Annotated in this window: 15 protein-coding genes; 1 reads left to right on the top strand and 14 read right to left on the bottom strand. The window is 49.8% G+C overall.

The window, feature by feature from the left end:
- Window positions 1-150: 150 nt before the first annotated feature.
- The 3 genes from EXIG_RS09150 to bshA are packed head-to-tail and all read right to left on the bottom strand — an operon-like array spanning window position 151 to window position 3357.
- Entirely contained in the window at window positions 151-1122 is a 972-nt protein-coding gene (locus EXIG_RS09150) for a biotin--[acetyl-CoA-carboxylase] ligase (RefSeq protein ID WP_012370651.1), read from the bottom strand.
- Window positions 1083-2228: a CCA tRNA nucleotidyltransferase gene (locus EXIG_RS09155; RefSeq protein WP_041261641.1), complete on the bottom strand. Its 1146-nt coding sequence runs from the start codon at window positions 2226-2228 to the stop codon at window positions 1083-1085. Before EXIG_RS09155 ends, EXIG_RS09150 begins: the two co-directional genes overlap by 40 nt.
- The gene (bshA, locus tag EXIG_RS09160) at window positions 2215-3357 is read right to left on the bottom strand and encodes an N-acetyl-alpha-D-glucosaminyl L-malate synthase BshA (protein WP_012370653.1); all 1143 of its coding nucleotides are present in this window, start codon (window positions 3355-3357) and stop codon (window positions 2215-2217) included. The genes EXIG_RS09155 and bshA overlap by 14 nt, the downstream gene beginning before the upstream one ends.
- Before the next feature lie 185 nt (window positions 3358-3542).
- Here bshA and EXIG_RS09165 point away from each other — a divergent pair, with 185 nt between their 5' ends.
- The gene (locus tag EXIG_RS09165) at window positions 3543-4430 is read left to right on the top strand and encodes a YitT family protein (RefSeq protein ID WP_012370654.1); all 888 of its coding nucleotides are present in this window, start codon (window positions 3543-3545) and stop codon (window positions 4428-4430) included.
- Between the two features lie 66 nt (window positions 4431-4496).
- Here EXIG_RS09165 and EXIG_RS09170 read toward each other — a convergent pair whose 3' ends face one another.
- The 11 genes from EXIG_RS09170 to aroC form a co-directional block, all read right to left on the bottom strand.
- A complete protein-coding gene (locus EXIG_RS09170) occupies window positions 4497-5177 on the bottom strand; it encodes a zinc metallopeptidase (RefSeq protein WP_012370655.1) in 681 nt (226 codons plus the stop codon).
- Window positions 5178-5223: 46 nt separating this feature from the next.
- Window positions 5224-5823 carry a DUF1405 domain-containing protein gene (locus EXIG_RS09175; protein WP_012370656.1) on the bottom strand — a complete coding sequence of 200 codons (600 nt, stop codon included), beginning with the start codon at window positions 5821-5823 and terminating at the stop codon, window positions 5224-5226.
- A gap of 56 nt (window positions 5824-5879) precedes the next feature.
- Window positions 5880-6671 carry a menaquinol-cytochrome c reductase cytochrome b/c subunit gene (locus EXIG_RS09180; RefSeq protein ID WP_012370657.1) on the bottom strand — a complete coding sequence of 264 codons (792 nt, stop codon included), beginning with the start codon at window positions 6669-6671 and terminating at the stop codon, window positions 5880-5882.
- A gap of 40 nt (window positions 6672-6711) precedes the next feature.
- Entirely contained in the window at window positions 6712-7383 is a 672-nt protein-coding gene (qcrB, locus tag EXIG_RS09185; RefSeq protein WP_012370658.1) for a menaquinol-cytochrome c reductase cytochrome b subunit, read from the bottom strand.
- Window positions 7384-7386: 3 nt separating this feature from the next.
- Entirely contained in the window at window positions 7387-7893 is a 507-nt protein-coding gene (locus EXIG_RS09190) for a ubiquinol-cytochrome c reductase iron-sulfur subunit (protein WP_012370659.1), read from the bottom strand.
- A gap of 104 nt (window positions 7894-7997) precedes the next feature.
- Window positions 7998-8438 carry a DUF2487 family protein gene (locus tag EXIG_RS09195; RefSeq protein WP_012370660.1) on the bottom strand — a complete coding sequence of 147 codons (441 nt, stop codon included), beginning with the start codon at window positions 8436-8438 and terminating at the stop codon, window positions 7998-8000.
- Window positions 8439-8634: 196 nt separating this feature from the next.
- On the bottom strand, window positions 8635-9162 hold the full coding sequence (locus EXIG_RS09200; protein ID WP_012370661.1) for a ReoY family proteolytic degradation factor: 528 nt from the start codon (window positions 9160-9162) through the stop codon (window positions 8635-8637).
- Between the two features lie 28 nt (window positions 9163-9190).
- Window positions 9191-10453: a tetratricopeptide repeat protein gene (locus EXIG_RS09205; RefSeq protein ID WP_012370662.1), complete on the bottom strand. Its 1263-nt coding sequence runs from the start codon at window positions 10451-10453 to the stop codon at window positions 9191-9193.
- Between the two features lie 43 nt (window positions 10454-10496).
- Window positions 10497-11750, bottom strand: a complete 1254-nt coding sequence (aroA, locus tag EXIG_RS09210; protein WP_012370663.1) for a 3-phosphoshikimate 1-carboxyvinyltransferase — start codon at window positions 11748-11750, stop codon at window positions 10497-10499.
- Complete coding sequence (gene aroB, locus EXIG_RS09215; protein ID WP_012370664.1) at window positions 11741-12799, bottom strand: 3-dehydroquinate synthase; 1059 nt, start codon at window positions 12797-12799, stop codon at window positions 11741-11743. The genes aroA and aroB overlap by 10 nt, the downstream gene beginning before the upstream one ends.
- Window positions 12796-13950 (bottom strand): chorismate synthase, encoded by a 1155-nt coding sequence (gene aroC, locus EXIG_RS09220; protein WP_012370665.1) that lies wholly within the window; start codon window positions 13948-13950, stop codon window positions 12796-12798. The genes aroB and aroC overlap by 4 nt, the downstream gene beginning before the upstream one ends.
- Window positions 13951-13958 lie beyond the last annotated feature (8 nt).

Below are 13958 nucleotides of genomic sequence, written 5' to 3' on the forward strand. Positions count from 1 at the left end.
GCAAAATCATCCTTCTGTCCCTGTCCGAGTAGGATCAAGGCAGTCAAATAAACAATATGAATATAAGCCTCTAACCGGTATGACTCCAAGTGGCTATCATCCTCGCACTTATTATACATGATTCAAAAAGCAGACTGCAAACGTCCGAGCTTACATCTCCGTCCAGTAAACCAGTTCGGCGGAATGAAATGCTTTCAGTCCTGTCTCTGTTTCAATTTGTAAGGTACCGTCCGCCTGAATTCCGCGTAAGATTCCGGTCACGGTCTCTTGCCGGGTCCGCAACGTCACTAAATCGTTTAACCGGTCGGCGTATTTCTCCCATGCCGGGACAAACGATGCGAATCCTTCTGTCAACCATTTCTTGTACATCGGTTCAAACGTGTTTAAAAACAATCCGACGATTTCAGCGCGGGCGATTAATTTTCCTGTTGCTAAATGTAAAGAGGTCGCCCGATCCGATAAGAGTTCCGGAAATTGCGTGTGGTGGACATTGATACCGATTCCGATGATGACGGAATTGATGCGATCGGCTTCCGTCTGCATTTCCGTTAGGATTCCGGCAACTTTTCTTCCGGCAATCAACAAATCGTTTGGCCATTTAATCGTCGCCGGGACGTCTAGTGTCCGTAATGTCTCGGCTAAAGCGATTCCGGCAAGTAAGGTCAATTGCCCGGCCTGGTGAAGCGGTGCTGTGGGACGCAAAATTAAACTCATTGCAATACCTGCACTCCGCGTCTCGTGCCAGGTCCGTCCAAGTTGTCCCCGTCCGTCGGTTTGAAAGTCACAGACAATTAACGTCCCTTCACTTGCCGCTTGTTGCGCCTGCTCATGCGCAATCCGTTGGGTGGTTTCCGTCTGTTCGAGATGAATGATCTGTTGTCCCAAAGTGTCCGTTCGTACATACTGCTGAATCGCAAGCGGTGTCAACCGGTCACCCCGATCCGCCAAATGATACCCGGTTTTCTTATGGGCTTCGATGATATAGCCGTCCTCTTTCAATGCCGCAATTTGTTTCCAAATAGCGGTACGTGAAATATTAAATTGATCCGCCAACTCTTGACCGGATATCCAGTCAGCCTTCATCAATGCCTGGAGGACCCGGTCCCGTGTTGATTTTTCCAATTCATCACTTCCTTTAACAGAATCTCGCGTTCATTATCCAACTGACGGTGCACGACTTGCTGCTCCAAATGATGGAGTGCTTCTTTAATCTGATGTTTTCGTAAACCAAGGTCCATCATGTCCCGTCCGTTGACCGTCAAGTCTTGTAGGCGCCGAATCGGCAAGGACGCCCGGCCTTCGTGACGGTACCCCGTCATCTGATTCAAATGGTCCAACTCTTCATCCGACAGCCGGTAACGTTGCCAATCGGATAACGTCTGTTCATGAACGAGCGGAGCGAATGTCTTCGCCCGTCCCTCTTGTTTTTTAGACCGTTTCCATGCCCGTAAAGATTCGGGATGGAGTCCGGCCACCAAAACGAGCGTCCATACGTCGTCCGGCGACACCCCATTAAACGGCAACAGCATCAACTGATGCAGTATCACATCGTTCATGTGCGGCATATAGTGTCCGATTCCCGTCCGACGCATCGCCGCTAAAGCAGCTTTGCGTCCGGGACCTAACAGCAGTTTTTCAAATTCAATGGCAATCCGTTCGACGGCAACGGATGAAAGGTGCTGTTTTTTATTTTCGATGGCCCGTTCTGTCTCCGGATCGAGTGTAAACTCCAACTGACTCATAAAACGGAACGCCCGGATCATCCGCAGGGCATCTTCATCAAACCGGTCTTCCGCCCGACCGACTGTCCGGACGACTTTCGTCGCCAGATCAGCTTGACCGCCGAACAGATCGACGAGACCGGTCGGCTTCAGCGCCATCGCATTGATGGTGAAATCACGGCGCGTCAGATCTTCCTCCAGGCTGACACCTAGCGTCACTTCGTCCGGACGCCGCCGGTCACTGTACGTACTTTCCGAACGAAAGGTCGTCACTTCAAACGGTACATGATCAAGGACAACCGTGACGGTTCCGTGATCCAGTCCGGTCGGAATCACGACCGGAAACAGGTGCATGACCGCTTCCGGAAGCAGCGACGTTGCCAAGTCATAATCTCCGGGTTCGCGTTTAAGCAACATATCCCGAACCGCTCCCCCGACGATATAGGCTTCGCCGCCTGCCGCTTCAATCGTTTGGATGATCTGATTCGCAGACTCAAGCATTTTCATATTGCGCACACACCCGTTCATATAACAGTTCATAAGCACGAACGACCTGATTGGAATCAAACCGTCTCCGGGTATCGCGGATTCCTTCCTCCGCCAATTCTTCCCGCAAGGCCGCGTCATCAGCCAACTTCCCGATTCGGTCCGCTGCCGTCTTGACATCATACGTCGGAACGATGAATCCTGTTTTTCCGTCCTGAATCACTTCCGGTAATCCTCCGGCGCTCGAGACGACACTCGGGACACCAACGGCCATCGCCTCAAGAACAACCAGTCCGAAGGCTTCTTTTTCCGACAACAGTAAATGAATATCGCTGATCGCCAGCAACTGAGCGACATGCTCCTGTTTCCCGGCGAAAATGATTTTGTCGTAAATTCCGAGTTCCTTTGCCCGGCGTCTCGTCTGTCCCATTTCCGGACCGTCCCCGACCAACAATAACCGCATCGCCCGGTCTTTTGAAGCGATTGCAAACGCGGCAATCGTATCGTCGATTCGTTTGACCGGTCGGAAATTCGAAATATGAATGACGACGATTTCATCCGGCTCGATACCGTAATGCCGCTTCAACCGTTCATCCCGCATCGGATAATACATACTTTCGTCAATCGAGTTTGGGATGACTTCGATCGCATACTGTCCGTTTAATGTTATGTTCGTTTCGAGGGCCAGGCTTTCTGAAACCGCCGTGACGGCATCTGAACTTTCGATTCCGTACCGGATGGCCGGTTGCATTTCCAAGTCCTGACCGATGACGGTAATGTCTGTCCCGTGTAAGGTTGTCACGACACCAACCCCTTTTTTCTTCGCCATATTCCGTCCAAGTTCCGCGCATACCGCATGCGGGACCGCGTAATGCGCATGAATGATGTCAAGATCAAACAGATCGATCACTTCCGCGACTTTTGACGCCAGGGTAATGTCATACGGGGGATATTTAAAGACCGAATATTGATTCACCTCAACCAAATGAACGGTAATGTTAGGACGATATTCCGTCAAGCGGAACGGAATGCTCGAGGTGATGAAATGAACATCATGCCCCCGGTCCGCTAACTTCATTCCGAGTTCCGTCGCCACGACACCACTGCCGCCGACCGATGGATAACAGAGAATCCCAATCGCTTTTTTCATATCTAGTCACTCTCTCCTCATTAAATAATGTCCTGTAAGTAATGTCTTGTCCCTGCTCATTGTAATCAAATTGCCGACTAAAAACTACATCCGCCACTTTTCGAACGATTTTCGTCAGAAAAGCTAGTCTTTTTTGACGTCTGCCGTTACCCTAGAGAAAGAGTCATGTAGAGAGGAGCAATCAGATGGCACCCCCATTTCAGTTTCCGATTCGTATTCAAAACATCATCTGGATTTTGATCGGATCCTTTATTTTCGCTTTTGGTATTTATCATTTTAACGTGCAAAATGAGTTGGCAGAAGGAGGATTTACAGGAATCACCTTGATCTTAAAAGGACTGTTCGGTTTTTCCCCGTCCGTTACGAACTTGTTGCTCAACATTCCGTTATTTCTCGTCAGTTATAAACTGCTCGGACGGACGACGTTCGTCTATACATTGATCGGAACGTTCAGTTTCTCGATTTGGTATGGATTGATTGCAAAATATTCTCCGCTTGAAATTTTCTTGAAAGACGATATGGTTCTCGCAGCCTTGTTTGCCGGGGTTTTCATCGGTGTCGGGCTCGGTATCATTTTCAATAATGGCGGGACGACCGGCGGGGTCGATATCATCGCCCGCTTGACCAAACGGTATTTTGGTTGGTCGATCGGCAGAACGTTTATGGTCTTCGACTTTTTTGTCATCGTCGCTTCACTGAGCTATCTCGACTATAAACAGGCGATGTATACATTACTTGCCGTCTACGTCGGAGCCCGGGTCATTGACTGGATGCAAGAAGGCACCTATGCCGGAAAAGCCGCGATGATCATCAGCGATCAACGGACGGAAATTGCAGACGGTATCCATGCGACGATGAACCGCGGGACGACCCGCCTGATCGCCAAAGGTGGCTATTCGGGACGCGACTTGGAAGTCTTGTACGTCGTCGTCGCCCGCAATGAAATCACACGGTTGAAGACACTTGTCAAATCAATCGATCAGCACGCGTTCATCACTCTGCACGATGTCTATGAAGTGACCGGTGAAGGGTTTACCTTTGATGAAAACCGGGTCCCGATTAAAGAAACGTAATCAATGACAATAAAAATGACGAGAAATCCATTGCGGACTTCTCGTCATTTTTTTCGATTCGATTAGTTAGTCATCACTTGACGGTGCAAAGACAATCAAAGCCAAACGGACGAACTCAGCAATCGCGACGAGTGTCGCAGCAACGTATGTCCAAGCTGCAGCATTCAAGACACGGCGTGAGCCGCGCTCTTCTTCCGCATCGATGATTCCGTGTTCCGTCAACTGGGCCATCGCCCGGTTCGACGCATCAAACTCGACCGGTAACGTGACGAGTTGGAAGATGACGGCTCCGAGCATCAGGATGACCCCAAGCATGGCAAGTCCGCTCATTCCGGCGAGGAAACCGATCAGTAACAACGGGAACGATAAGTTGGACGTGATCGAAGCCACTGGCGCAATCCGGTGACGAACCCGCATCATGCCATAGTCGGTTGCATCTTGAATGACGTGCCCGATTTCGTGGGCAGCAATCGAGACGGCTGAGACGGTCGAACCGTAGTAAACATCTTCTGACAAACGGACGACTTTATTCGTTGGATCGTAATGATCGGACATCGTTCCGCCGATTGGTTCTAGACGCACATTCGTGATTCCGTTTTGCTTCATGATGAAATCTGCGACCTGTGCTCCGGTCACGCCGCTGTGAATCGGAACTTCCTGATATTTCTTGTACGTTTTTCTGACACGCATCTGCGCCCAAATCGGCACGATGATGATGATGGCCAGATAAATCAAATAGTTCGCCATGTCGTCGCTTCCTTTCAAAAAAAAAGATTATAGTCTTATTTTATGTTCAAGCGACCTTATTGTCAATCGAATCGCGTGCCACAAACCAATATCCCATCAAAAGACATAATCCAGTCAGCCAGAACGAGCCGTACCCGATCCACTGGATATGTTCGGCGAGTGCCGGATACCGCGGCCACTGTCCGAGAACGTAATCGACGACATCGTTATGGACGACCCAAATTGCGACAAGGAGCAGCTCTTTGACCCGAAACGTCATGACCGGCGCGTAAAGCAATGCCTGAAACGCCATCGCCCCGTGCGAGACCATCAGCATCAACGCCATGGCCGTCAAATAAGAATTCTCCGTCCCGAGTTCCCGTAACATCAAGGCATTCATGACGACCGCCCACACCCCGTATTTGATTAACGTCACAAAGGCAAGGGCTTCAAATAAACGGGAACGGCGGTTGAAAATCCATAAAAAGACAATAATCGTAAAAAAGAGCGAGGCTGTCGGACTGTCCGGAATGAACGGATAATAGTACCACTTCGACTGCGCCAGTTGGGGTTGATACCAGTAATAGCCGTATAATGTTCCGCCCAAATTAATCAAAGCGAGCGGCCAAAGCACAGCTTTATGTTTTAACAGATGAATGAACGGCATGTATTGTCACCTCATGATAGACAAAAACCGGAGGAAAATTCCCCCGGCCGGTTGTCTTATTTATTGTTTTCTCCGCCTTCACCGTATGAAGCGATGAATTTAGCAAGTTCTTTATGTTCGGCATCTGAACCTTTGAACTGTCCAGCAGGCATCGAACCGACACCTTTGACTGCGATATCATAAATTTCTTTTTCTGTCTTTTTCGTCCCGACGAGGGCTGGAGCTGCTGCGCCGCCTTCGAGGTTCTTACCATGACAGTTGACACATGACTGATTCGAATAGATCTCGAACCCTTTAGCTGCCGTATCGATTTCAGGACCTTCGTTCATCGTCAACTCACCTTGTTTATGGATCGTATCCCAGTGTGTTGTCTGAACTGATTCCCATGTCAAGAAGACAATCGAGACGACTGCAAGAAGCATCATGCTGACAGCAATCGGACGTTTTGCCGGGCGACGTTCCAGTCCTTGGTCAAGCCATGGCGCAACAAGCAGTGCTGTAAACGCTAGACCTGGAAGGATGACTGTCCCCATTAAAATGTACGGACCCGCTGCAAATTGATATTTCAAGAGCTGATAGAGGAATAGGAAGTACCAGTCCGGAAGTGGAATGTACGACGTATTCGTCGGGTCAGCAATATTTTGAAGCGGTGCTGCTTCAACGATTGTCAGAGTCATGAAGCCGATCAGGAAGACCGCTCCTACCATCCATTCGCGAAGTAAGAAGTTTGGCCAAAACGCTTCCGTCCGACCTGGATATTCCGAATAGTCTTTTGACTTGTTCGGCATCCGGTTGTTGATCGACACCCGTGAATCGGTGACGAATTTCATTCCTTTACCACGATGCATCGTGTTCTCCCCCTTTTAGTTGTCTAAAGTAATTGTCGGTTTAAAGTGGTCCAGAGATCCCTTGTTTGCGGATCATCATGAAGTGGGCCCCGAGCAAGACGAACAATGCTGCAGGAAGGAAGAAGACGTGAATCGCAAAGAATCGAGCGATCGTACTTGCACCGACGATTTCTCCACCCGCCAGGAGTGTTTTTGCGATACCACCGATGACAGGAATACTTTCGGCAATTTGGATCGTAACTTTCGTTGCGAACAATGCTTTCATATCCCATGGCAACAGATATCCTGTCAGACCAAGTGCTAAGACGACGAAGAATAACAGTACGCCGACAACCCAGTTCAATTCACGTGGTTTTTTGTATGAACCTGTGAAGAAGACACGTAATGTATGTAAGAACAACATTACGATGACGACCGATGCACCCCAGTGATGCATACCACGGACGATTTGACCGTGTGCCACTTCATTTTGAAGATAGTACACGGACGCATGCGCATTGATGATATCTGGTACGTAATACATCGTCAAGAACATTCCTGAAAGAATCTGGATGACAATCGTGAAGAATGTCAACCCGCCAAAACAATAAACGAATGCGGAGAAGTTATGGGCCGGGTTAACGTGTTCTGGAACTTCATGATCAGCGATATCTCGCCAAAGCGGTGTAATGTCTACCCGCTCATCAATCCAATCATAAATTTTTTGCATCATCGCTTACGCACCTCTTTCGACTGGTTTACCTAAGTAGAGGAAACCATCTTTCTCTTGCATTTCATAGCCATCGAGCGGTTTCGTCGGAGGCGTACCTGGTACGTTGACGCCATCTTTCGTATAACGACCGAAGTGGCATGGGCAATAGAATTGTTCCGGGTGCGTCGGATCAGATCCGAAACTGACTTGGCAACCTAAGTGTTTACAAATCGGTGATAATGCTAAAATCTCACCTTTATCGTTTTTAAACACCCATGCAGACAATGTTTCTTCAAACTCATACCATGCATCCTGTGTTTGTTTCTTGAAGTCAACCCGTTTTGGTTCTGTCGTGATATCCGACAACTTCATTACTTTTACTTTATCGCCTGCTCCTGATTTCTTCAGGACTGGATCAACTGCGAAGTTGACCATCGGCATGACCATCGTCGCCGCCATAAAGCCGCCGACTCCAGTCAATGTATACGTCAAGAATTGACGACGTGTTACGTTAGACCCGTTTTGAGCCATCTCGATCCCCCCTCGTGATGTACACTGTGCCCCAAGACCACGGTACTTCACACAAATTTCTCACATGGTAATAGTATCTTAATAAAATCATTGCGTCAACCGCTTCATAGCGCGGTCCAGCGGTTTCCTAACTGCTCTAAGACTTGCCCGACAAAATTCCCGACCATCTGACCTTGTTGATCTCGGCTCATCGTCTCAAGCGATAAACGCGGGACATAAATAATGTCCGTGACCGATGTCTCTTTCCACCGTAAATCGGCAGTAATGAACGTCACAAATCGAAACTGTTCTGAAGATGCCGCCTGTTGCCAACTCGTAAGCTGGTCGATGGACGGTTCACCGATATACGTCATCGCCGGTACAAGCATCGCCCGTCCCGACAATTGCCGTTCGACTTCCGTCGCGACGGTCATCGTCATATCTGCACATTCCGAGAAAGCATGCATCGCTTCGTCGAATCCGACGGGAATCAATGGGACAATCAACGTATCGATATACGCTTGTTCGTTTCTTGTCCTTTGAACATCGGATGGTTTGAAACGCAAGTCATTCCCCCCTTTCCTGTTCACTTACATTTCGTCACATTTAATGTATCATATCCGCTTTTGTTACTGCTTCTTTAATGTGAACGTTTTATGAAATTAGCTACAATTTTTCTTCATATTTTCCCCTTAGTTTCGATTTCGAAAAAAAGCCTCCCTTCAGTACAGTCGAAGGAAGGCAAACGACTCGATTTTTCGATCAGAGTTGGCTGCGGATGATTCGCAATTCGTCCGAAAGCGATTGGAAACGATGTTTATCCCGGGCGTCAAGCGCCTCGTCGATCAACCGGACCAAACGTTCTTCTTCTTGACGGTTGACCGTCGCCGCAATGAAATTCATCGCAGCATCGGCCAGTTTCGGTTCAACGGCTACTTCCGGTCGGAACGGATTTTCCTCCAACAGCGAGAGGTACTCGTCATCCATCATCATCCCTTGAAAGTTCAACTCGATATAAAGCGGCTCATCCGTCAATCGAATATCATGGTAGGCTTTTTCCGGATCGGTCGTTTTGACCTCTCCTTTTTTAAAGAGAAACGGGTCTGCATCAAATCCATAGGTCGTAATGATCATTGCTTTTGGCGCAAACATGGCATTTTGAACAAAGTGAACCTGTTCGAGCTTCGAATCGTTTCGAAGCCAATAATCGATGATCCACTTTGATTCCCGACGTTTCAACGTATAATAGGTCAAGATGCGGCGCAAGAAACGCTGCTTTCTCTCTGTCATCTTAATCCTACTCCCTTCTCCAGTGAAGTCATCCATCCATTCGTTCGACATAGTCGACTAAATCGGCATCTTCCGGTGTCAGTGCAGCCGCCCGGCGTAATAAGATCAGCCCTTCGTCCCGGCGTCCTTCTTCCACGAGCGCATATCCATACTCTTTTAAGAATAACGCATCATCCGCAAAAGCAGCCTCTACTTGCGCATATTTCTCCATCGCTTGCGTATACTCTTCTAATGCATATAAGGAGCGTGCCCGGTACCAGGTCAGAATCGGTGCCGTCACATGTTCTTCGATGGCGGAAATCGTCTCAAGCGTCGCATCGTGATCTTCATCTTCCGCGAGCAGTGCAAGCAGTCTTTCGGCCGCGACGAGCGATTCCGGATTGAGGGCCAGGGCTTCACGCAATGCTTTCACACTGCCTTCCCGGTCTCCAAGTTTCAAGAGGAACAATGCTTCCATCGTTCGCAACTCATCGTTGTAATCGTCGCGCTCGATTCCCTGTTTGATGACATTAAGCGCTTCTTTCGTCAGTCCGAGTTCAGCCTGACTTTCCGCGTACGGGACATACGCCGACGTATAATCAGGATCCTGAGCAATCAATTGCTGGAATGTCTCGACCGCTTTTTGATGTTGTCCGACCCGGTGAGCCGTCATCGCGAGTCCGAACAATGTATGCAGATCCGACCGTTCCGCCACGGCGCGTTCATACAGTGGAATCGCTTCTTCGAACTCCCCGATCATGGCCAATGCTTCCGCATAGAGGGCATCCAGCGGCAATTCTTCCCGCAAGACCGGATCAGCCGCAATTTCAGCAAACAAAGGAACCGCTTGATCAAATGCACCGAGTGTCATATACAGTTCAGCCAGTCCATAAGCAAGCAACGGTTCATTTGGTGCTAATTCCCGGGCCTCCTTTAATTTGGCCAATGCTACTTCATCAAGTCCTTGCGACTGATACAAGTCGGCGAGCAGGACCAACGTCCGGGGACCATTTTCGATATCCGTCACATCCACCTGTTCCAGGACGGTGATGGCCTCTTCTTCCCGGTCGAGATCGATGTAACATTCGGCAAGCAATAAGGCCACACCGGCATTCCCTGAGTAATCGACGTACAACGGAGCCAACAGATCGACGGCACGGTCGGATAATCCTAATTCGATGTACAAATCAGCCACCGCCAGACGATCTTCGTCCGTTCCTGTTTTTTCGAGTTGTTCGAGTGCGACTAACGCTTCAGACGTATGACCGTGTTCGAGACTCTCGACTATTTCTTTTAATACGTGTTCGTTCAAGGCAAACGCCTCACTTTCCTCTATTTCACTGTTCGAGATCTTTTCAGGGATTCGTTTGTTGCAGTGTCTTTAAATCATCATAAAACGTCGGGTAGCTGACTTCAACTACTTCATTCCCAAGGACCTCGATTTCCGGCTGTAATGTCGCAGCAATCGTCAGCATCATCGCCAGACGATGGTCTCCTGCACTGTCGACCGTCGCTCCGACAAGTGGTGTCGGTCCGTCAATAATCATGCCGTCTTCCGTCGCTTCAATCTGCGCACCAATCTTTCGCAGCGTTGAAACGACCGTCTCGATCCGGTCCGTCTCTTTAACACGCAGTTCCGCTGCATCCCGGATGACGGTCCGTCCTTCGGCTTGTGTCGCAAGCAGGGCAAGCAACGGAATTTCGTCGATCAACGAAGGAATTTGCTCCCCTTCAATCGCTACAGCTTGCAGGGAAGTCGTCATCAGCGTCACGTCAGCCGTCTCTTCCCCCGCCGTTTCCCGACGGTTCGTGATTTCGACACTGGCTCCCATCTGCCGTAAGACTTGTAAAAATCCTGTCCGGGTCGGATTCATCAAGACATGTTCCGTCGTGATCCGACTGTCGGCTCCTAAGATAGCTGCCGCCCACCAAAAAGCAGCAGAAGAAGGATCACCCGGAATGTCGATTTCTGTGGCTTGCAGGCGGACCGGTCCTTGCAGACGGATTTTCCGTCCCTGCTCCTGTTCTTGAATAGTCAGGTCGGTTCCGAATTTCGGCAACATCCGTTCTGTATGATCCCGTGACAGAATCGGTTCGACAACTGTCGTCTCGCCGGTCGCAAACAATCCGGCCAGTAAAACCGCACTTTTGACTTGAGCGCTCGCAACAGGCAACGTATAGGTTGTCCCGACAAGCGGTTGACCATGGATCGTCAGCGGCGCGTATGTCCCTTCAATGTCCGCTCCGAGTGTCGCAAGCGGGACGGTCACCCGGTCCATCGGCCGTCGTTGTAATGACTCGTCTCCTGTCAAGGTGTACGTTTCCTGACTACCTGCCAAAATACCGCTCAGTAAACGAATCGTCGTTCCTGAATTACCGCAGTCAATCGTCGCTGCCTTTAGAGCAGTGGTCCCGGTAATCCGAATTTCTTGTTCCGTCTGCTGAACGTGTGCGCCAAGTGCCTCGACTGCTGCGAGTGACGCCAGACAATCTGCCCCTAACAAGGCATTCGAAATCACTGTTGTTCCTTCTGCGATTCCACCCATCAAAAAAGCACGATGGGTCATCGATTTATCGCCCGGTACACGTACCGTCCCTCTTAAGCCCAATGTAAACACCTCACTGTTTGATCATATGCATTCTTTAGACGTTTCTGATCGATTGCTTCCAAAGAAAATCCATCTTGACCTTTTACTACAAATCGAATCGATACATCATTTTTTTTGTCGCGTTTCATCAATTCCAAGTATCTTTCAAACGGTTGACGTTCCGGTAACACAACACCAAGCCGGTGAATCAGCTCGACCAATCGGTTGGTTTGGTATTCGTTGCCTTCAAGGATTGATACAAAAACCAGCCCGATCCCGACTGCTTCTCCGTGGGACAGATCCTCACTCGCATATTCGACGGCATGGCCGAAAGTATGCCCGTAGTTTAAAAAGGCACGGATGCCGGTTTCCCGTTCATCCTGTTCTACGATATGCTGTTTCACCTGTATGCCGGCTGAAATCCAGTCAGCGAGCGGTAATTGTTTGATATCTGAAAGTCCCAGTCCGATCAGCTCTTCCGCAAAAGTCGGACGCGCCAATAATCCATGCTTCAGTAATTCAAAAAAACCGCTTCTCCATTCGCGGTCGGACAACGTTTGTAAAAAGGCTGGATCGTATAAAACGGCAGACGGCTGATAAAAAGCACCTACTAAGTTCTTACCCCAACGTAAGTTTAATCCAACCTTTCCGCCGACACTCGAATCATGCGCGAGCAATGTCGTCGGGATTTGAAGGAAAGGAACACCACGTAGGAAAGTCGCTGCAACGAATCCCGCTAAATCACCGATCATACCGCCTCCGACGGCAAGAATCATCGTCTTTCGTGTTGCACCCTGCTCAATTCCTTCTTCCAGCAACCGTTGATAGACGGATAAGGATTTACTTCCTTCCCCCGGCTCGACGGTACTGACATGCTGAGCCGTCACCGGAAAAACATTCTCAAGTTGACGGCGGATTGACGCCATATGCAGATCCGCCACGGTCTGATCCGTAATGATCCAGAACCGATCCGCTTCCTGCGCTTGTTTCACTTCATGAATCCGTCGGATGGCATCCGGTTCAACATAGACGGAATAAGGACGGCTCGCCCGGATAGTCAGATGCGTCAAAAGAGACGCACCTCCTCCCGGTAAGCTGTGACAGCCTGTTTCAGGCGGTCAAGCGTCGATGTACCGAACATCTCAAGAACAGCTGCCGCAATCTCGACGGCTACGACGGCTTCCAGTACGACCGCTGCCGCCGGAACGGCACAGGCGTCACTGCGTTCGACCTGAGCGACGAATGGCTCCTTTGTTTCGATATCGACGGACTGGAGAGGACGATATAACGTCGGAATCGGCTTCATCGCCACTTGGACCCGAATAGGCATTCCGGTCGACATTCCGCCTTCAATCCCGCCCAGATGATTCGTCTTACGGAAATACCCGGTTTCGTCATGCAGGATTTCATCCTGGACCGTACTACCTTTTCTGCGCGCCAAATCAAATCCGTCGCCAAACCCGACTGCTTTCATCGCATTGACACTGATGACGGCACGGGCGATCCGGCTGTCAAGTTTCGTCTCATTTTGTGTAAAGGAGCCGATTCCCGGCATCATATCTGTCACGACGACTTCGACTTCTCCGCCTAATGTGTCCCCGTCTTTTTTAGCTTGGTCAATCGCTGCCATCATCCGCTCTGCTGCCGCTTCGTCGGCACAGCGAACAGGCGACGCCTCAATCACTTCCCGGTACTCCATCGGGTTGACGAAATCCGCATCGATGCCTCCGATGGAGCGGACATGAGAAAACACATCAATCCCCAGTTGACCGAGCAGTTGTTTGGCAATGGCACCGACCGCGACACGCGCTGCCGTTTCCCGGGCGGACGAACGCTCCAGGACATCGCGTAAATCCCGGTGTCCGTATTTTAATCCGCCGACCAAATCAGCATGACCCGGGCGTGGACGTGTCAGTGTCCGCGGACGTTCCAGTTCCTCCTGCAACGGTTCGGCCTGCATGACTTTCGTCCAGTGCGTATGGTCTTTATTCTCAATGAACAGACTGATCGGTGCGCCCGTCGTATAGCCGTGCCGGATCCCCCCGCGGACATCCACCGCGTCCTGTTCGATTTGCATTCTCCGTCCACGACCGTAACCACCTTGACGTCGTGTCATCTCACGTTGCACTTGATCAAAATCAATGATGAGACCAGAAGGGATTCCTTCGATGATGACCGATAATCCTTTACCGTGTGATTCACCTGCTGTCATGTAACGCATGTTGCCTC

Origin of the sequence: Exiguobacterium artemiae 255-15, from assembly GCF_000019905.1 — a bacterium.
In the GTDB taxonomy this organism is placed as follows: domain Bacteria; phylum Bacillota; class Bacilli; order Exiguobacteriales; family Exiguobacteriaceae; genus Exiguobacterium_A; species Exiguobacterium_A artemiae.